Raw genomic sequence first — 17,387 nt, forward strand, 5'->3', positions numbered from 1 at the left:
CCTCGGTCCCTCGCGCCCGACCGAGCAGGGGAGGACAGCCGATTACTCAACCGAGGACCGGGGCACCGGGCAAGGCGCTTTACGGAGGCTTGACCTGCCGTCCGGTTTCAATGCGGGCCGGCCGTGTTCGCCTCATAGCCCGGGAGCACCCTGCGCAGTGCGCGCAGCGCGTAGTACGCGCGGGACTTCACGGTACCGGGCGGGATCCCGAGCGCCGCGGCCGCCTCGGCCACGGAGGCGCCCCGGAAGTACACGTGGAGGAGCACCGCCCGGTGCTCCGGGCTGAGCGTCGCCACGGCCTCGCGGACATCGAGCGCGGCCGCCGAGCGCTCCGAGTGGTCGGCGCAGACCCGCGCGCTCTCCAGGACCGTGCCGCCGATCTCCGGGGGCCGGGCGAGCCGCGCGCGCCGGGCGTCTATGGCGAGCCTGCGGCCGACGGTGAACAGCCATGGCCGCACGGACTCGTAGTCGGCGCGCAGCGCCTCCGGATGCTGCCAGGCGCGTACGAACGTCTCCTGGACCAGGTCTTCCGCCCGTTGCCGGTCGCCGTCGCACAGTCGCAGGAGGAAGGAGAGAAGCGGCCTGCCGTGCTCGCGCTGGAGCTCGGCCAGCACGTGTTCTGCCGTGTGGTCGGGTCCTTCGGTCTTCATGGCGGTCGTCATGGCCGTATGGCAGCGCAGCGCGCGGCTGACGCCCAGAGCGTGGGCAGCGGTCTGCGACGGGCGGTCGATGCGGTCGGCGAGCGGTGCGGTGAACGGGGCCGACTGCCGCGGAACGTGACGCCGTTCCGGGGACTGCGGCGGTATGGAGCCTTGACTCGGCCTGACGCTCGTACGTCTATGCCTATGTCGAAAATCGCCATATTCACCGAATCGGGAGCTTGGTCGATGACGAATCGCAGACGCGGCGCAAGGCACACGGGACACACCCGGCACGCGCACAGGACACGGCACGCACGGCAGGGCACGGCGGTCCTGGCCGTCGCACTGATCGCGGCGGGCGCGGGCTGCTCCGCGCCCGAGGACGGCACACACCGCGCGGCCCCCCACGCCACGGGCGCCCCGGCGCCGTCGGCCGCCGGCGGCGCCACCGACGGGCGGCGCGGCTTCACGCTGGTCGCCTCCGGCGACGTACTGCCTCACGCGTCGATCATCAAGCAGGCGAAGACCGACGCGAGCGGCGACGGCTACGACTTCGCGCCGATGCTGTCCGCCGTGAAGCCGGTCATCTCCAAGGCGGATCTGGCGATCTGCCACATGGAGACGGTCTACGGCGCCGGCGGCCACTACACCGGCTACCCGACCTTCAAGTCCCCGCCCGAGGTCGCCAAGGGGCTGAGCGACACGGGCTACGACGCCTGTTCCACGGCCTCGAACCACGCCCTCGACGACGGTGCCGCCGGCATCGACCGCACCCTCGACGCCATGGACCGCGTGGGCATCCGCCACACGGGCTCGGCCCGCACCGCCGCCGAGGGCAGCAGCCCCGCGTGGCTGCGCGCCGGTGGCGCCAAGGTCGCCCACCTCGCGTACACGTACGACACGAACGGCCTCCCGATGCCCAAAGGGCACCCGTGGGCCGTGAATATGATCGACCGTCAGAAGATCGTCGACGACGCTCGGGCGGCCCGGAAGGCGGGCGCGGACGTGGTCGTCCTCTCCCTGAACTGGGGCACCGAGTGGCAGGACGAGCCGGACGCGGACCAGCTGAGGCTCGGCGACGAGCTCACCGCGTCGCGCACGGACGGCCGCCCGGACATCGACCTGATCCTCGGCACGCACGCGCACGTCCCGCAGGCGTACGAGAAGGTCAACGGCACCTGGGTGGTCTACGGCATGGGCGACCAGATCGCCGGCGACATGTTCAACGACGACGGCGCCAAGGACGCGCGCGGCAACGAGGGCACCATCGGCCGCTTCACCTTCGCGCCGCCGAAGCGGCCCGGCGGGCGCTGGGAGGTGCGCAAGGCCGAGTTCATCCCGCAGTGGTTCAACCTCGGCTCGAACCGCGTGATCAATGTCAACCAGTCCATCCGCGGCGGCCTCGGCCTGACGGACGTCCGCGACCGGATCAGTCAGGCCGTCCTCAGCCGCGGTGCGGCCAAGGACGGCCTGACGATGGGCCGGTAGACGACGGGCGGGTGGCGGTCAGGACTTCGTCAGCGGGTCCGTCTTCGCCAGCTCCGACCTCTTGTACGAGTAGCTGAAGTAGATGACGAGCCCGACGGCGAACCACACGGCGAACCGCACCCAGGTCTGCCACTGCAGGAAGGTGATGAGCCAGATCGAGAAGACGACCCCGAGCGCGGGCACCACCGGCATGGCGGGTGTACGGAACGTGCGGGGCAGGTCGGGCTGCCTGTAGCGCAGCACGATCACCGCGATGCACACCACGACGAACGCCAGCAGGATGCCGATGTTGGTCAGCTCGGCCGCCTCCCCGATCGGCAGGAACCCGGCGATGACGGCCGACGCGCACCCGACGATCCACGTCACGCGCGTCGGCACGTGCCGGGTCGGGTGGGTCTTCGCGAACCACTTGGGCAGCAGCCCGTCGCGGCTCATCGAGAACCACACACGGGTGACACCCAGCATGAAGGTGAACATCACCGTGAGGATGCCGATGATCGCGCCCACCGCGATGACATTCGCGAGACCGCTCAGGCCCACCGACTTGAACGCCGTCGAGAAGCCGCTCTCCGGGTCGATGTCCTTGTAGTTCTGCATGCCGGTCAGGACCAGGCACGCCAGCACGTACAGGACCATCGAGATCGCGAGCGAGTAGAGGATCGCCTTCGGCATGTGGTGCTGCGCGTCCTTGGACTCCTCGGCGGCGGTCGACATGGCGTCGTACCCGAAGACCGCGAAGAAGACGGTGGCCGCGCCCGTGAACGCCCCACTGACGCCGAACGGGAAGAACGGCGTGTAGTTGCCCGTGTCGATGTGGAAGAAGCCCACGCCGATGACCAGCAGCACCACCAGGACCTTCAGGACCACCACGACGGTCTCGAAGCGCGCCGCGTTCTTGATGCCGAGCGTCAGGAGGTACGCGATGAGCAGGCACAGCAGCGCGGCGAACAGGTCGACCTTGTGGCCGTCGCCCGTGCCCGGCGCGCCCAGCATCCAGTGCGGCAGGTCGAGCCCCATCTCGCCGAGCAGGAAGCTGAAGTAGCCCGAGATGCCGATGGCGACGACCGCGACGATCGCTGTGTACTCCAGGAGCAGGTCCCAGCCGATGAACCAGCCGACCAGCTCGCCGAGGACCGCGTACCCGTACGTGTAGGCGGACCCGGCCTTCGGGATGAGGCCGGCGAACTCCGCGTACGACAGCGCGGCGCACGCGCTCGCGACGCCCGCGACGAGGAACGAGATCAGGACCGCGGGCCCCGCCGTGCCGTTGGCGACCGTGCCCGCGAGGGTGAAGATGCCGGCGCCGATGATGCCCCCGACGCCGATCGCGGTGAGCTGCCACAGACCGAGGGAGCGGGTGAGCTGCTGCTCCCCGCCGCCCTCCGGCTCCTCGATGTGTTCGATGGGTTTGCGGCGCAGTACGCCCTGCCCCATCCGAAGTCCTCTGAGACCGGCCATGGGTTCCACCTCTTCGCGGACGGCGGTCGGCTGACGGGCGATCATGATGGCCCAGCCGCGACGGCGACGGAAGACGGCACGCCCCATGGGGCGTGAGGGTTCGCGTGAGTTTGAGGTGGTTACGGGACCACGGTGACGGGCCAGCGCCCGGCTTTCACCAGCCGGATCGCGACCGACCCGACGATGCGGTGTCCCGCCTGCTCGGACGCGCCGACGACCACGGCGTCCGCCTTGAGCTCGTCGGCGGCGGTGACCAGGCCGTTGTAGGGGTCGCCGCGGAAGGTGTGGAACTCCCAGCGCACCTCGAATATGCCCTTGACCCGCTCCGCCGCCTCCCTGATCTCGGCGATCAGGCCCTCGGCGATCTCGTCCGTGGTGTCGGCCACGGGGACGCCTAGTGCGGCGCCGGTGGCCATGATCGGCTGGATGTAGACGACGGCCAGGAGAGCGCGCTGGCGTCGCGCGAGGCCTCCGGCGTAGGACGCGGCGCGCAGCGAGGAGTCGGAGCCGTCCACCCCGACCACGATCACCTTGGGGCCGTCCGTGCCGCGTTCGAACTGGTGTGGCTGCTGTGCATTCACAGCGGTGAGGCTAGCGGAAACCGCAGGTCCCACAGCTGTTGGGGGCGGTACTTCCTGTCTGGGCGCGCCGCCGGAGCTGCTGGTCCCATCGGGTGCTTTCGCCAAGGGGCGCGGCGCTGGAATGCGACCCGCGACGGGCGCCGTGCAACGCATAAGTCAAGAAATCGGATCAGAACAATCCAGGGCGGCGGGCACTGTTCCGCGGCGCAGCGCTCCTCGGCCTCGGCGCCGTCGCCGGCTGCACCGGCCGCGCCGGCGCCCCCGGCCGCCCGGCCGCCCCCAGGGCTCCTGCCGCGGGACCGCAGGCCGCGAAGGCGATGCGGCCGTCCACGTACCGCCTCCAGCGAGTTGCCCGCCTGGTTCCGCGCGCCGTACGGCGCCTGGAACCGCAACGCGTTCCGCATCGGCGCCGAGCTCGACATGGAACCCTTCGCGTGGACCGTCGACACCAACGACTGGGCGGAGCCGGGCACCCGCTCCATCGTCCGGGCGGTCCGGGACGGGGCGGCCCCCGGCGTGGTGGTCCTCAGTCATGACGCGGGTGGCAACCGCTCCCAGAGTGTTGCCGCCCTGCGCACCTATCTGCCGGAACTCCTCGACTCGGGCTACCGCATCACGGTGCCCAGGCGCCGGGGAGTCTGAACCGGGCTTTCGCCCGCCGGATCAACGCACCTCGACCAGGCGGGCGAAGACGACGACATTCCCGTCGTAGCCGTTCTGCTTGGAGAATCCGCCGCCGCACGTGATCACCCTCAGCTCGGGCGCTCCCTTACTGCCGTAGACGCGGTTCCCCGGGAAATTCGCCTTCTCGAAGACCTCGATGCCGTAGATCTCGAACACGGCGGTCTTCCGGTCCTTGCGCACGACCTGGACGCGGTTTCCCTTTTTGAGCGAGCCGAGGCCGTAGAAGACCGCGGGCCCCTGCTGGTTGTCGACATGGCCGACGATGACAGCGGTGCCCTTCTCGCCCGGAGTCACGCCACCGGTGAACCAGCCCGCGAGATTCGGGTCCTCGGGCGGCGGGGCTTCCACCCAGCCGTCCGCATCGACCCCTACGGGCATGACCGGGGCATCCACCTGGATCGTCGGGATCTGCACCCGTTCCGCCACGGAGAACGGCAACGGCTTCGGCGCCGTCGCGCCGGGACTGGACGCGGCGCGGAGATCCGCTGCCGCCGCCGAAGCGGGCTGCGGGGGACCGATGCCGGATTCCCCCGATCCATTGCGGATCAGCGCGAGTCCGGTGAGCAGAACCAGCGCGATCACGCCCCACGGCGCGCGCTTGCTCTGCTGACCCTCCTCGTCGGCCGGCTGGGACGAAGACATTCGTTCACCCCTCTCGACGCGGCGGCGAGACCGCGACAGTTGCGCTTACGGAAACGCTAAGCGCGGCGCACGCGGCGGGCGACAGCGCAGGAGCGAACGGGTGGCGGCCAGGAGGGCAGTGCGCTATACGGGTCCGTGTCGCCAGAAGCGCTCGGTCCGCGGCTCCACCACCACCGGCGCCACAACGGTGTGCGCCGGTCAGGCGACAGGGCGGTGCGGTGACGGCTCGTCGGGTCCCATCGTGTGCCATACGTGCGGGCCCGCGCCGCGCCACTCGACCAGATGGGGATCGTCGAGCGTCATGTCGGACTCGCCGAGCCCCGCCGAGCGCAGCAGCCGGATCAGGTCCTGATCGCTGTGCGCGAGCCCGACGGCCCGCCCCCGAACGGTGACGTGCCGCCCGCCCTCGGGTGCGGGAGGGTGTACGACGATAGGGGTGTGCCAGGCAGTCATGGCACCAGAGTGCGTCGCCGGGGCGCCGGGCGCAGCCCGCGCCCCGCGGGGAGAGGCAGGCAGTGATGACGGACGGCACGGCATCCACCGGTTTCCCGCGCGGGATCGGCGCTCCGGCGCTGCGCGCGCTGAACGGGGCCGGATACTCGGAACTCGCCCAGCTCGCGGACGTGCCCGTGAACGAGCTGAAGGCGCTGCACGGGATGGGGCCCAAGGCGCTGCGGGTCCTCGGTGAGGCGCTGGCCGAGCAGGGGCTGGCGCTGGGCGGGCCGCGCTGACCGGGAGGTGAGCGCGGCCCGCCGGTCTCATCCCCCGGCGTGCGGAAACAGCATGAGGAACGGTTCCACAGTGGCCGCGACCCCGCGGCTGTAGGGCGCGTCGAGGTCCCAGACCAGGAAGAGCAGGAATGCGATCAGCGCCGAGAAGAGCCCGGCGAGGATCAGTTCGCGTGCCGTCCGGCGGATCTGGAGCGCGAAGACCATGCCGATCGTGACGAGCCCTCCCGCGATGAGGCCGAACCACACGACGCCCGGCATCGTGGCACCGGTGGAGTCCGCGCGCGCGTTGCGGGCGTCGTCCGCGGCGGTGATCTGGTCGAGCAGCGGCTGGTAGGCCTGCGCCTCGAAGTCGGTCTTCGGCTGGTAGTCGGTGACGTCGTGGCGCACCTTGTCGAGGAGCCGGGTGCCCTCGGCGGTGAGATGGCCCTGGTTCTTCATCGTTCGCCACTCGGTCGTGACGACATGGCTGACATAGGTGTCGACATCCGCGCGGATGCGGGTCCTGACCTCCGTCGGGTAGACGCGGACGCGTTCATGGACCTCGTGCAGGGCCTGCGCCTCGTTGCGTACGTGGTCCTGGGCGGCGCTGCGGCCCTCCCAGACACCCGCGATGGCGAGGCCCAGGACGATCGCGTACACCACGCCGATCATCATCGTCATGTACTCGATGACGTCCGGGGTCTCGTTGGGGTCGTCGTCGTCACCGATCCTGCGCTGCTGAAGGACGGTCACGGCGAGCACGACCGCGCAGGCGGCCACCATCGCGAGGGTGAGAACAAGCCATTCCGACATCGGGACCTCCGGGCGGTCAGCGCGGGCGCAGGGCGGCTACGGCGAGCACCGCGGGCGCGGTGATGAGCAGGGTGAGCGAGACCAGGGACGGCCCGCCGCTCGGCGGCGCCTTGCGGGGCGCTGGGCGGTATTCGGGGTAACTCACCGGAGCCGGTGAGGGCTTGGGGCGCACCGTCGGCTTCGGAGCGGGTGGCGGCGGTGCCTTCACGGGTGGCGGGGGAGGCGGCGGCGGAGGTGGTGGTGGGGGAGGCGGCGGCGGTGTGGGTGGGGGCGGTGGCTTGGGGGCCGGTGGCGGCGCGGGCTTGCGCGGCGGTGGCTTGACGGGGCCCGCCCGGCAGACGACGCCGTCCCCGGCGCGGGCTGTCGCGTCGCCGCCCTTGCCGATCGAGGCGTACGCGCAGTTGTCGGCCGGGGTCAGTGCGGCCGCCGTGGTGCCGGCCGCGGGCGAGCCCATCAGCCAGGCCAGCGCGAGCACCGCCACCACCCGTGTGACCAGGGTCGACCTGGCCCCTCTGGATCCGTACACAACGGAGATCATGGGCGGCGGGAGGCGCCGCCACGCCCCGGCCGCCGAGGATTGGTCCGAAGGTGGGGAGATGGGGGGCGCCAGGTTTGCCTGCGGCCACCGGAGCGCACGCTGGCCCGCCCCGGATGCGTCCCGCGCACCGTCGCCCAAAAGAAATTTCCGGCCCCGTTGAACACATCCGCCGTCGCCGCGCGTACCTAGGGCCATGTGCGGCCCCTTCCGGGAACGCACAACACCCAAGCAAACAGCGGGAGTTGGCAATGAACACCTGGCGGAACGCCTCACTCGTAGCGACCGCTGCGGCCCTGCTGGCGCTGACGACGGCGTGCGGTCAGGACCAGGGCTACCAGTCGCAGGGCGGCCAGCCCGTGGGCAACGCCGCCCCGGCGCAGGGCGGTTACGGCAACGGGGACGCGTACGGCAGCGGGGACGGTTACGGGGACGCGGGGGCGGCCAAGGCGAAGCCGGCCGGCCAGCTCGCGACCTGGGACAGCAAGAAGCTGGGCGAGGTCCTCACGGACAGCGCGGGCTTCACGATGTACCGCTTCGACAAGGACACCGCGCAGCCGCCCAAGTCGAACTGTGACGACGCCTGCCTCAAGGCCTGGCCCGTGGTGCCCGCGGACGGCGCCAAGGCCGCGCCCGGCGTCGACCAGTCGCTGCTCGGGGAGGTCACCGCGGCCGACGGCACCAAGCAGCTGACGATCGACGGCTGGCCCATGTACCGGTACGCGATGGACACCAAGCCGGGCGACGCGAAGGGGCAGGGCGTCGGAGGCGTCTGGTACGCCGCCGGGCCGGACGGCAAGAAGGCGAGCCCCGCCGCCGCGCAGCCCGCCGACCTCGCCGGCCTGTCCACGCGCAAGGACCCGAAGCTCGGCGAGATCGTCGTCGACAAGAACGGCATGACCGTCTACCGGTTCCTCAAGGACTCGGCCTGGCCCATCAAATCGAACTGTGTCGACACCTGCGCGGAGAACTGGCCGGCCGTCGCACCCGTCGCTAAGAACGACACCAAGGGCATCCTCAAGAAGGGCTTCATGACGTACAACCGCCCCGACGGCGGCAAGCAGCAGACGATCAACTGCTGGCCGGTCTACACCTACTCCGGCGACAAGAAGCCCGGCGACACCAATGGGCAGGGTGTGGGCGGCACTTGGTACGCCGCTTCGCCCGAGGGAAAGCCCGTGGGCGCGCCGAAGTAGAGGCACGGCGTAGAGTCTGCGACGGATTTGGCTAATCGCCGGTCTGTTCCTTCCGTGATCACGCGGAGGGAACAGGCCGGTTCTTTTCCGTTGCAACAGAGAGGGTTTCGGGGTGATTTCGGGTCATTGCCATTCGGCACTTGCCGGAGGCAGTGACCGAGAACGGACGGTCAATTTCCGTTTTGACTCGCTCCATTGGCGGGCGATCAGTAGCCTCAGCTCGAACACCGGCTCGCCTACGCCTTGGAGACATTGATGGAGCGTCCCGCCTGGGCCCCTCAGGGCATCGACATCTCGGTGCCCAGCGTGTCCCGGATCTACGACTACTACCTGGGCGGTTCGCACAACTTCGAGGTGGACCGCGAGGCGGCCCGCAAGGCGATGGAGTTCATGCCGGGGCTCCCGAAGATCATGCAGGCGAATCGTGCCTTCATGCGCCGGGCGGTGCGTTACGCGGTGCAGCAGGGCGTCACCCAGTTCCTGGACATCGGATCCGGAATCCCCACCTTCGGCACCGTGCACGAAGTGGCCCAGGCGGCCGACCCCGAAGCGCGCGTCGTGTACGTCGACCACGACCCGGTCGCCGTCGCGCACAGCCGGGCCGTCCTCGACGGCAACGACAGCGCGGCCGTCGTGACCGCCGACCTGCGCAAGCCCCGGGAGATCCTCGCGGCACCCGAGGTCGGTGAACTCCTCGACCTGGCCAAGCCGGTCGCCCTGCTCCTCGTCGCCGTCCTGCACTTCGTCGAGGACGCCGACGACCCGCAGGGCGCCGTCGCCGAACTGCGGGACGCCCTCGCGCCCGGCAGCCTCCTGATCGTCACGCACGCCGCGTACGAGGGCATCCCCGTGCCCGCCGCGCGCGCCGCGGGCACGGTCGACGTGTACAAGAACATCCGCAACCCGCTGATCATGCGCTCGCGCGAGGAGATCGCGCGGTTCTTCGAGGGATACGAGATGGTGGAACCCGGACTCGTGCAGATGCCCGACTGGCGGCCGGAGAGCGCGCCCGCGGACGAGGATCCATACGCCTTCTCGGGCTGCGCCGGCGTGGGGCGCAAGGCGTGAGCGGCGAACCGGACGGGCCCGAGGACAGATTGCGCAGGTTCGCCACCATCTGGAGCCGGGCGATCTTCCCGGTGACGGCGACCTCCCTGACCCGGGTCGAGTTCGAGAAGGAACTCATGCCGCTCGCGCGGCGGTTGCGGGACGCGCTCGGCGAGAGGACCCTGGACGCGCCCGCGGCCCAGGCCGTCGGCGCGGCCCTGATCGGCGTGCACTGCACCGACCCCGAGGCGCTCACCCGCACCCTCGACGTCGTCGACGCCTACCTCGTCCTGTACTGCCGTGCCGACGAGGACCGGCGCGAGGACGAGCTGCGGGCGCGCTGCGCACGGCTTCAGCACGCCGTCGCGGCCGGCTTCGCCCAGGCCCTGCGCGAGCGGACCCTCGTCGAGCAGGAGGCCATCTCCCGGGCGGCTCTGAGCGCGCGCAGCGCGGTCGCCGAGGCCCTGCACGCGAGCGAGGCCCGGTTCCGCGCGGTGTTCCACGGCGCGGCCATCGGCATCGGCATAGCCGACCTCGAGGGCACGGTCCTGGAGGCCAACGACGCGCTGGTGCGCATGTTCGGCGGCGCCGAGAACCTGGTGCGCGGCCGCAACGTCGTCGAGTGGACCCACCCCGACGACGCCCCGCACGTGTGGCGCCTGTACGAGGAGCTGGTGCGCGGCGAGCGAGAGCACTACCGCGTGGAGAAGGCGTTCTACCGCCCCGACGGCACCGCCCTGTGGACGAACCTGACCGTCTCCCTCCTGCGGGACGCCGACGGAGTGCCGCAGTACCAGCTGGCACTCGTGGAGGACACCACCGAGCGCCGCCTCCTGAACCTGCGGCTGCGCTACGAGGCCACCCACGACGCGCTCACCGGGCTTCCCAACAGGACGCTGTTCTTCGAGCGTCTGGAGAAGGCGCTCGCGGCCGGCGACGGCATGCGCTTCGGCCTGTGCTACCTGGACCTCGACGGCTTCAAGACCATCAACGACAGCCTCGGCCACGCGGCGGGCGACCGGCTCCTCGTCGAGGTCGCCGACCGGCTCCAGGGCTGCGCCACCGCGCCCGGCGAGATGGTGGCGAGGCTCGGCGGCGACGAGTTCGTCGCGCTGACCACCGGCCGTGACACCGCGGCCGAGGTCGACGACCTCGCCGGACGCATCATGCACGCGCTGGCCGCCCCCATCCGCATCGACGGGCGCGAGCTGACCGTGCGCGGCTCCATCGGCATCGTGGAGGGTCCCGCGGCGGGGGAGCGCAGCCCCGCGGAGGTGCTGCGCAGCGCCGACATCACCATGTACCGGGCCAAGTCGGCGGGCGGCAACCGCTACGAGCTCGCCGACCCCGAGGCCGACGCGCGTGCCATCACCCGCCACGGCCTCACGACCGCGCTGCCCACGGCTTTGGAGCGCGCCGAGTTCTTCATCGAGTACCAGCCGCTCGTGCACCTCGGCGACGGCAGCGTGCGGGGCGCCGAGGCGCTCGTGCGGTGGCTGCATCCGCAGCACGGTGTGCTCGGGCCCGACCAGTTCATCCCGCTCGCCGAGGACACCGGACTCATCGTGCCGCTCGGGCGCTGGGTCCTGGAGGAGTCCGTGCGCCAGGCCCGGGTCTGGCAGGAGCGTTACGAGGACGCCGGGCCTCTGCGCATCAACGTGAACCTGTCCCCGATGCAGCTCACCCACCCGGGCCTCGTCTCCGACACCGTCGACATCCTGCAGCGCTTCGGACTCGAACCCGGCGCGCTCTGCCTCGAAGTCACCGAGTCCGCCCTGATCGGCGCCGACGACGATCTCCTCAAGCCGCTGCGGCGCCTCGCCGAGATGGGCGTGGACATCGCGCTCGACGACTTCGGTACGGGCTACTCGAACCTCGCGAACCTGCGCCGGCTCCCGGTGAGCGTCCTCAAGCTGGACCGCTCCTTCACGCAGGGCATGCAGCGGTTCCCCGCCGACCCCGTCGACCTGAAGATCGTCGAGGGCATCGTCGCGCTCGCGCACAGCCTCGACCTCTCGGTCACCGTGGAGGGCGTGGAGACGGGCGCGCAGGCCGAGCAGCTGCGCGACCTGGGCTGCGACACCGCGCAGGGCTGGTACTACGCCCGCCCCGGCCCGCCGGACCGCCTGCACGAGCTCGCCCTGTGCGACGCGACGGGGTGAGGGCCCGGTGATCCACTGGGCGTACGCCTTCATCGACCGGCCGGAGGCGCACTTCGAGGCGGCCTGCGACTTCTGGACGAGGGTCACGGGGACGCGGCTGTCCGCGCCCCGCGGTGACCACGACGAGTTCGTGACGCTGGTGGCGGACGGCCCCGCCGATCCGTACCTGAAGGCGCAGGCGGTCACCGGCACCGGAGGCGCACACCTGGACTTCGCGGTGGACGACCTCGCCCGGACGGCGGGCCTGGCACGCCGCCTCGGCGCGACGCCCGTCCACACGGAGGACGGCCTGGAGGTCCTGCGCTCACCCGGCGGCCAGCCGTTCTGCCTGGTCCCGTGGTCCGGTGAGCACCGGCGCCCCGCCCCCGTCACGGCCCCCGACGGGTCGACGAGCCGCCTGGACCAGGTCTGCGTCGACCTGGCCCCGGCGGTGTACGAGGCGGAGATCGACTTCTGGACGAGCTTCACCGGATGGACCTCGGCGCCGGGCACGCTCCCGGAATTCCACACGATCCGCCCCCCGGCGGAACTCCCGGTACGAATCCTGCTGCAACGCCTCACGGACGCCCGCCCCACCGGCGCCCACCTGGACCTGGCCTGCACGGACATAGAGGCAACGCGCACCTGGCACGAATCGCTGGGCGCGACGCTCCGGTCAAGGGGCGCGCACTGGCTGGTCCTGCAGGACCCATCGGCAACGACGTACTGCCTGACGTCCGGACCCCCCGAGTAACCAACAGCCCTCAACCCCACGACCGGGGGCGCGGGGAGCCGCGCAAACCATCAGGGGCGCGGGAACTGCGCAAACCCCCAAGACGACCCGCACACAACCACCCGCCAAAATCGTGTCACCGCTCCAGCAACATCCGCTGAAGCTCCCGCGCGGCCCGCGGCGGAGCCACATCGCTGCGATGGGCCAGCGCAATGGTCCGGTGCAGCCCGGGACGGGCCAGCGGAGTCACTCGCAGATCGGCCCCCGCCCGCGTCGCGACCATATGCGGCACGACGGCCACCCCGAGCCCTGCCCGCACGAACCCCAGCACCGCATCCATCTCCCCGCCCTCCACCGCGAAATCCGGCTCGAACCCCTCCGCACGGCACGCGGAAACGGTCAGTTCCCGCAGGTCATAGCCGTGCCGGAACATCACAAGCCGCTCACCCTCAAGATCGGAAATGCGCACGGACCGCCCCCGCCCGGGCCGCGGCGCGTCCGGCGACGACACGACCACCAGATCCTCCCGCAGCAGCTCCACGGTCGTCAGCGCGGGCGCCGGCGCGGGCAGCGGAAGCACCACGAGCGCCAGATCCAGCGCGCCGCGAGCGAGTTCGCGTACGAGGTCGTGGGAGCCGCCCTCCTCGATCATCAGGCGGATGCCGGGATACCGGTCGTGGAAGGTGCGCAGCACATCGGGCAGCAGGCCGGTGCACAGTGAGGGCGTGGCGCCGAGCCGCACCCGGCCGCTCTTGAGCTGCGCCAGCTCGTGCACCTCCTGCCGGGCCGTGTCCGCGTCGGCGAGGATGCGGCGGGCCAGCGGAAGGAGCGCCTCGCCCGCGTCGGTGAGCGTGATGTTCCCGCGGGCGCGCAGGAAGAGATCCGCGCCCAGCTCCCGTTCCAGGGTGCGGATCTGCTGGGACAGCGACGGCTGGGCGACATGGACCACTTCGGCGGCCCGGGTGAAGTGCCGGGTCTCGGCGACCGCGACAAAGTACTGGAGCTGCTGGAACTGCATGACCCCCACAGTAATCGCTCGATAGTCTGCGCCTATGGAAATGAGCCGGACCATGTCTTGGACCGATCGGGCCTTTCGGCTCTAGCGTGCGTGACATGGCTCTGGCAACACGGACGGACCGACGGCCGTCCATGACGCGTACGCTCTGGGACTCGTCCGTCGGCAAGAAGACAGTGATGGCCGTGAGCGGCCTGATCATGCTGCTCTACTTGGTCGTCCACATGATCGGCAACCTGAAGATCTTCTTCGGGTCGGGCGAGTTCAACCACTACGCCCACTGGCTGCGCACCGTCGGTGAGCCGTTCATGCACTACGAGTGGACGCTGTGGCTCGTCCGCGTCGTGCTCGTCGTCGCCGTCGTCGCGCACGCCACGTCCGCGTACCAGCTGAGCCGCCGCGACATCAAGGCCCGCCCGGCCAAGTACGTGCACAAGAAGGCCCGTTCGAGCTACGCCACGCGCACCATGCGCTGGGGCGGCATCATCCTCGCGCTGTTCATCGTGTGGCACATCCTCGACCTGACGACCGGCACCGTGCACCCGGGCGGCTTCCAGCCGGGCCACCCGTACCAGAACGTGATCGACACCTTCTCCACCTGGTACGGCAACGTCGTCTACATCGTCGCGATGCTCGCACTCGGCCTGCACGTCCAGCACGGCTTCTGGAGCGCGGCGCAGACCCTCGGCGTGGGCAGCGCGACCCGCGACCGCGTCCTGAAGACCATCGCCAATGTTCTCGCGCTGCTGCTCACGGCCGGCTTCATCGCCGTACCCGTGGGCGTCATGACCGGAGTGGTGAGCTGACCCATGAATTCCTACGCGGAGTACGCGACCGGTGAGCCGGTCGTCGACACCAAGGCACCCGAGGGCCCCGTCAACGAGCGCTGGGACACCCGCCGCTTCGAGGCGAAGCTGGTCAACCCGGCCAACCGCCGCAAGCACACCGTGATCGTCGTCGGCACCGGCCTGGCCGGCGGCTCCGCAGGCGCCACGCTCGCCGAACAGGGCTACCACGTCGTCCAGTTCTGCTACCAGGACTCCCCGCGCCGCGCCCACTCGATCGCCGCTCAGGGCGGCATCAACGCGGCGAAGAACTACCGCAACGACGGCGACTCCGTCCACCGCCTGTTCTACGACACGGTCAAGGGCGGCGACTTCCGCGCCCGCGAGTCGAACGTCCACCGCCTCGCGCAGATCTCCGTCGAGATCATCGACCAGTGCGTCGCGCAGGGCGTCCCGTTCGCCCGCGAGTACGGCGGCCTGCTCGACACCCGCTCCTTCGGCGGCGTCCAGGTCTCCCGTACGTTCTACGCCCGCGGCCAGACGGGCCAGCAGCTCCTCCTCGGCGCGTACCAGGCGCTGTCCCGGCAGATCGCCGCCGGGAACATCGAGATGCACGCGCGCACCGAGATGCTCGACGTGATCGTCGTCGACGGCAAGGCGCGCGGCATCGTCGCCCGCGACCTGATCACCGGGAAGATCGACACGTACTTCGCCGACGCCGTCGTCCTCGCGTCCGGCGGCTACGGCAACGTCTTCTACCTGTCGACGAACGCCATGAACTCCAACGCGACCGCCGTGTGGCGGGCGCACCGGCGCGGCGCCTACTTCGCCAACCCGTGCTTCACCCAGATCCACCCCACCTGCATCCCGCGCACCGGCGACCACCAGTCGAAGCTGACGCTGATGAGCGAGTCGCTGCGCAACGACGGCCGGATCTGGGTCCCGAAGGCCAAGGGCGACGACCGCCCGCCGAACAAGATCCCCGAGGACGAGCGCGACTACTACCTGGAGCGCATCTACCCGTCCTTCGGCAACCTCGTGCCCCGTGACATCGCCTCGCGCGCCGCGAAGAACGTGTGCGACGAGGGCCGGGGAGTGGGTCCCGGCGGCCAGGGCGTGTACCTGGACTTCGCCGACGCGATCAGCCGCATGGGCAAGAAGGCTGTCGAGGAGAAGTACGGCAACCTCTTCGACATGTACGCGCGGATCACCGCGGAGAACCCGTACGAGGTGCCCATGCGGATCTACCCCGCCGTGCACTACACGATGGGTGGCCTGTGGGTCGACTACGACCTCCAGACCACGATCCCGGGCCTGTTCGCGGTCGGCGAGGCCAACTTCTCCGACCACGGTGCCAACCGCCTGGGCGCGAGCGCCCTCATGCAGGGTCTGGCCGACGGCTACTTCGTGCTTCCGTCGACCATCAACGACTATCTCGCGCGCAACCCGCACCATGTCGAGGTCGGCGCCGAACACCCCGTCGTCCAGGAGGTGCTGGCCGAGACCGAGGACCGGATCAACCTCCTCCTCGCCGTCGACGGCGACCGCACCCCCGACTCCTTCCACCGTGAACTCGGCGAACTCATGTGGGAGTTCTGCGGCATGGCCCGTACGGAGGAAGGCCTGCGCAAGGCCCTCGACCGGATCCCGCAGATCCGCGAGGAGTTCTGGCGCCGCATCAAGGTGCCGGGCACCGGCGAGGAGTTCAACCAGTCGCTGGAGAAGGCCAACCGCATCGTCGACTACCTGGAGCTCGCCGAGCTCATGTGCCTCGACGCCCTGCACCGCGCCGAGTCCTGCGGCGGCCACTTCCGCGAGGAGTCCCAGACCCCGGACGGCGAGGCCGCCCGCCGTGACGAGGAGTTCTCCTACGCGGCCGCCTGGGAGTTCACCGCCACCGGCGACGCCCCCGTCCTGCACAAGGAAGACCTCGTCTTCGAGTACGTCCACCCCACTCAGCGGAGCTACGCATGAAGCTCACCCTGCGCGTCTGGCGCCAGAAGAACGCCGACGCCGAAGGCGCCATGTCCACGTACGACGTGGACGGAATCTCGCAGGACATGTCGTTCCTGGAGATGCTCGACACGCTCAACGAGGAGCTCATCCTCAAGGGCGACGACCCCGTCGCGTTCGACCACGACTGCCGTGAGGGCATCTGCGGGGCCTGCTCGCTCGTCATCAACGGCGACGCGCACGGCCCCGAGCGCACCACGACCTGCCAGCTCCACATGCGGTCCTTCCAGGACGGCGACACCATCGACATCGAGCCGTGGCGCGCCTCCGCCTTCCCCGTGGTGAAGGACCTGGTCGTCGACCGCACCGCCTTCGACCGGATCATCCAGGCCGGCGGCTACATCAGCGCGCCGACCGGGGCCGCGCCCGAGGCGCACGCGACGCCCGTGCCCAAGCCCGACGCGGACTTCGCGTTCGAGCACGCCGAGTGCATCGGCTGCGGCGCGTGCGTGGCGGCCTGCCCGAACGGCTCGGCGATGCTGTTCACCTCGGCGAAGGTCAACCACCTCAACGTCCTGCCGCAGGGCGCGCCCGAGCGCGAGACCCGCGTCCTGGACATGGTCGGGCAGATGGACGCCGAGGGCTTCGGCGGCTGCACGCTGACCGGCGAGTGCGCGACGGCGTGCCCGAAGGGGATCCCGCTGCCGTCGATCGCCGCCATGAACAAGGAGTGGCTGCGGGCGACCCGCAAGGTCAGCCGCTGATCCACGCGATGGCGTCCCGCGAGAAGCGCGGGGTGGGCGGGACCGGGAGTGGTGCTCAACCCCCGGTCCCGTCTGGCCGTCCGGCCCGCCCCGGGGATTCAGCATCCGCACACGCGGACAAGGCACGCTCGACACGTACACGCCAACCGGCGTCGGAAGAACTGAGTCACCAGCCGTCAGGCCCGTGACCAGGAGTGAGCC

The 17,387-nt window shown here is 70.6% G+C and carries 17 protein-coding genes and 1 pseudogene; 10 read left to right on the forward strand and 8 right to left on the reverse strand.

Annotated elements, in window-relative coordinates; genetic code table 11:
- Positions 1-107: 107 nt before the first annotated feature.
- Entirely contained in the window at positions 108-662 is a 555-nt protein-coding gene (locus ACWFR4_RS38145) for a sigma-70 family RNA polymerase sigma factor (RefSeq protein ID WP_453656355.1), read from the reverse strand.
- A 225-nt stretch (positions 663-887) separates the two neighbouring features.
- Here ACWFR4_RS38145 and ACWFR4_RS38150 point away from each other — a divergent pair, with 225 nt between their 5' ends.
- Positions 888-2,129 carry a CapA family protein gene (locus tag ACWFR4_RS38150; protein ID WP_453656356.1) on the forward strand — a complete coding sequence of 414 codons (1,242 nt, stop codon included), beginning with the start codon at positions 888-890 and terminating at the stop codon, positions 2,127-2,129.
- Between the two features lie 18 nt (positions 2,130-2,147).
- On the opposite strand, the gene ACWFR4_RS38155 is transcribed toward ACWFR4_RS38150, so the two are convergent.
- Together ACWFR4_RS38155 and ACWFR4_RS38160 are read right to left on the reverse strand one after the other, a co-directional pair.
- A complete protein-coding gene (locus tag ACWFR4_RS38155) occupies positions 2,148-3,587 on the reverse strand; it encodes an amino acid permease (protein ID WP_453469481.1) in 1,440 nt (479 codons plus the stop codon).
- Positions 3,588-3,706: 119 nt separating this feature from the next.
- Positions 3,707-4,168, reverse strand: coding sequence for a universal stress protein (locus tag ACWFR4_RS38160; protein WP_453469480.1), 462 nt, complete (start codon positions 4,166-4,168; stop codon positions 3,707-3,709).
- Between the two features lie 336 nt (positions 4,169-4,504).
- Between ACWFR4_RS38160 and ACWFR4_RS38165 the strand changes: the two are divergent.
- A pseudogene (locus tag ACWFR4_RS38165) lies at positions 4,505-4,810 on the forward strand (polysaccharide deacetylase family protein); the annotation flags it as partial.
- Positions 4,811-4,831: 21 nt separating this feature from the next.
- Here ACWFR4_RS38165 and ACWFR4_RS38170 read toward each other — a convergent pair.
- Together ACWFR4_RS38170 and ACWFR4_RS38175 are read right to left on the reverse strand one after the other, a co-directional pair.
- On the reverse strand, positions 4,832-5,494 hold the full coding sequence (locus tag ACWFR4_RS38170) for a class F sortase (RefSeq protein WP_453469850.1): 663 nt from the start codon (positions 5,492-5,494) through the stop codon (positions 4,832-4,834).
- 198 nt (positions 5,495-5,692) lie between these two features.
- Entirely contained in the window at positions 5,693-5,947 is a 255-nt protein-coding gene (locus tag ACWFR4_RS38175) for a hypothetical protein (protein ID WP_453469849.1), read from the reverse strand.
- A 65-nt stretch (positions 5,948-6,012) separates the two neighbouring features.
- On the opposite strand from ACWFR4_RS38175, the gene ACWFR4_RS38180 reads away from it, so the two are divergent.
- Positions 6,013-6,225 carry a DNA-binding protein gene (locus ACWFR4_RS38180; protein WP_453656357.1) on the forward strand — a complete coding sequence of 71 codons (213 nt, stop codon included), beginning with the start codon at positions 6,013-6,015 and terminating at the stop codon, positions 6,223-6,225.
- 27 nt (positions 6,226-6,252) lie between these two features.
- Here the strand turns inward: ACWFR4_RS38180 and ACWFR4_RS38185 are convergent, their stop codons facing one another.
- Together ACWFR4_RS38185 and ACWFR4_RS38190 are read right to left on the reverse strand one after the other, a co-directional pair.
- A complete protein-coding gene (locus ACWFR4_RS38185) occupies positions 6,253-7,017 on the reverse strand; it encodes a bestrophin-like domain (RefSeq protein ID WP_453466118.1) in 765 nt (254 codons plus the stop codon).
- A gap of 16 nt (positions 7,018-7,033) precedes the next feature.
- Positions 7,034-7,543, reverse strand: a complete 510-nt coding sequence (locus ACWFR4_RS38190) for a hypothetical protein (protein ID WP_453466120.1) — start codon at positions 7,541-7,543, stop codon at positions 7,034-7,036.
- Between the two features lie 260 nt (positions 7,544-7,803).
- Here ACWFR4_RS38190 and ACWFR4_RS38195 point away from each other — a divergent pair, with 260 nt between their 5' ends.
- The 4 genes from ACWFR4_RS38195 (at position 7,804) to ACWFR4_RS38210 (ending at position 12,690) form a co-directional block, all read left to right on the forward strand.
- A complete protein-coding gene (locus tag ACWFR4_RS38195) occupies positions 7,804-8,748 on the forward strand; it encodes an SCO0930 family lipoprotein (RefSeq protein ID WP_453656358.1) in 945 nt (314 codons plus the stop codon).
- Between the two features lie 255 nt (positions 8,749-9,003).
- Positions 9,004-9,816 (forward strand): SAM-dependent methyltransferase, encoded by an 813-nt coding sequence (locus ACWFR4_RS38200; protein WP_453656359.1) that lies wholly within the window; start codon positions 9,004-9,006, stop codon positions 9,814-9,816.
- Positions 9,813-11,957, forward strand: a complete 2,145-nt coding sequence (locus ACWFR4_RS38205; RefSeq protein ID WP_453656360.1) for a putative bifunctional diguanylate cyclase/phosphodiesterase — start codon at positions 9,813-9,815, stop codon at positions 11,955-11,957. The genes ACWFR4_RS38200 and ACWFR4_RS38205 overlap by 4 nt, the downstream gene beginning before the upstream one ends.
- A gap of 7 nt (positions 11,958-11,964) precedes the next feature.
- On the forward strand, positions 11,965-12,690 hold the full coding sequence (locus ACWFR4_RS38210; protein WP_453656361.1) for a VOC family protein: 726 nt from the start codon (positions 11,965-11,967) through the stop codon (positions 12,688-12,690).
- A gap of 115 nt (positions 12,691-12,805) precedes the next feature.
- Here the strand turns inward: ACWFR4_RS38210 and ACWFR4_RS38215 are convergent, their stop codons facing one another.
- The gene (locus tag ACWFR4_RS38215; RefSeq protein WP_453466130.1) at positions 12,806-13,687 is read right to left on the reverse strand and encodes a LysR family transcriptional regulator; all 882 of its coding nucleotides are present in this window, start codon (positions 13,685-13,687) and stop codon (positions 12,806-12,808) included.
- A gap of 131 nt (positions 13,688-13,818) precedes the next feature.
- Between ACWFR4_RS38215 and ACWFR4_RS38220 the strand changes: the two genes are divergently transcribed.
- Genes ACWFR4_RS38220 through ACWFR4_RS38230 form a run of 3 tightly spaced genes read left to right on the forward strand, consistent with a single transcriptional unit; the run spans position 13,819 to position 17,186 of the window.
- The gene (locus ACWFR4_RS38220; RefSeq protein ID WP_453656375.1) at positions 13,819-14,490 is read left to right on the forward strand and encodes a succinate dehydrogenase; all 672 of its coding nucleotides are present in this window, start codon (positions 13,819-13,821) and stop codon (positions 14,488-14,490) included.
- 3 nt (positions 14,491-14,493) lie between these two features.
- On the forward strand, positions 14,494-16,443 hold the full coding sequence (locus tag ACWFR4_RS38225) for a fumarate reductase/succinate dehydrogenase flavoprotein subunit (RefSeq protein ID WP_453466131.1): 1,950 nt from the start codon (positions 14,494-14,496) through the stop codon (positions 16,441-16,443).
- Entirely contained in the window at positions 16,440-17,186 is a 747-nt protein-coding gene (locus tag ACWFR4_RS38230; protein WP_116506030.1) for a succinate dehydrogenase/fumarate reductase iron-sulfur subunit, read from the forward strand. The genes ACWFR4_RS38225 and ACWFR4_RS38230 overlap by 4 nt, the downstream gene beginning before the upstream one ends.
- Positions 17,187-17,387: the final 201 nt, after the last annotated feature.

Source organism: Streptomyces sp. NPDC055140 (genome assembly GCF_053607285.1).

Bases quoted from the DNA above. Each gene is read 5' to 3' on its own strand.
- ACWFR4_RS38150 (WP_453656356.1), top strand. From the start codon at position 888: ATGACGAATCGCAGACGCGGCGCAAGGCACACGGGACACACCCGGCAC.
- ACWFR4_RS38155 (WP_453469481.1), bottom strand. From the start codon at position 3,587: ATGGCCGGTCTCAGAGGACTTCGGATGGGGCAGGGCGTACTGCGCCGC.
- ACWFR4_RS38215 (WP_453466130.1), bottom strand. From the start codon at position 13,687: ATGCAGTTCCAGCAGCTCCAGTACTTTGTCGCGGTCGCCGAGACCCGG.
- ACWFR4_RS38145 (WP_453656355.1), bottom strand. From the start codon at position 662: ATGACGACCGCCATGAAGACCGAAGGACCCGACCACACGGCAGAACAC.
- ACWFR4_RS38170 (WP_453469850.1), bottom strand. From the start codon at position 5,494: ATGTCTTCGTCCCAGCCGGCCGACGAGGAGGGTCAGCAGAGCAAGCGC.
- ACWFR4_RS38225 (WP_453466131.1), top strand. From the start codon at position 14,494: ATGAATTCCTACGCGGAGTACGCGACCGGTGAGCCGGTCGTCGACACC.
- ACWFR4_RS38230 (WP_116506030.1), top strand. From the start codon at position 16,440: ATGAAGCTCACCCTGCGCGTCTGGCGCCAGAAGAACGCCGACGCCGAA.
- ACWFR4_RS38180 (WP_453656357.1), top strand. From the start codon at position 6,013: ATGACGGACGGCACGGCATCCACCGGTTTCCCGCGCGGGATCGGCGCT.
- ACWFR4_RS38185 (WP_453466118.1), bottom strand. From the start codon at position 7,017: ATGTCGGAATGGCTTGTTCTCACCCTCGCGATGGTGGCCGCCTGCGCG.
- ACWFR4_RS38220 (WP_453656375.1), top strand. From the start codon at position 13,819: ATGACGCGTACGCTCTGGGACTCGTCCGTCGGCAAGAAGACAGTGATG.
- ACWFR4_RS38195 (WP_453656358.1), top strand. From the start codon at position 7,804: ATGAACACCTGGCGGAACGCCTCACTCGTAGCGACCGCTGCGGCCCTG.
- ACWFR4_RS38200 (WP_453656359.1), top strand. From the start codon at position 9,004: ATGGAGCGTCCCGCCTGGGCCCCTCAGGGCATCGACATCTCGGTGCCC.
- ACWFR4_RS38175 (WP_453469849.1), bottom strand. From the start codon at position 5,947: ATGACTGCCTGGCACACCCCTATCGTCGTACACCCTCCCGCACCCGAG.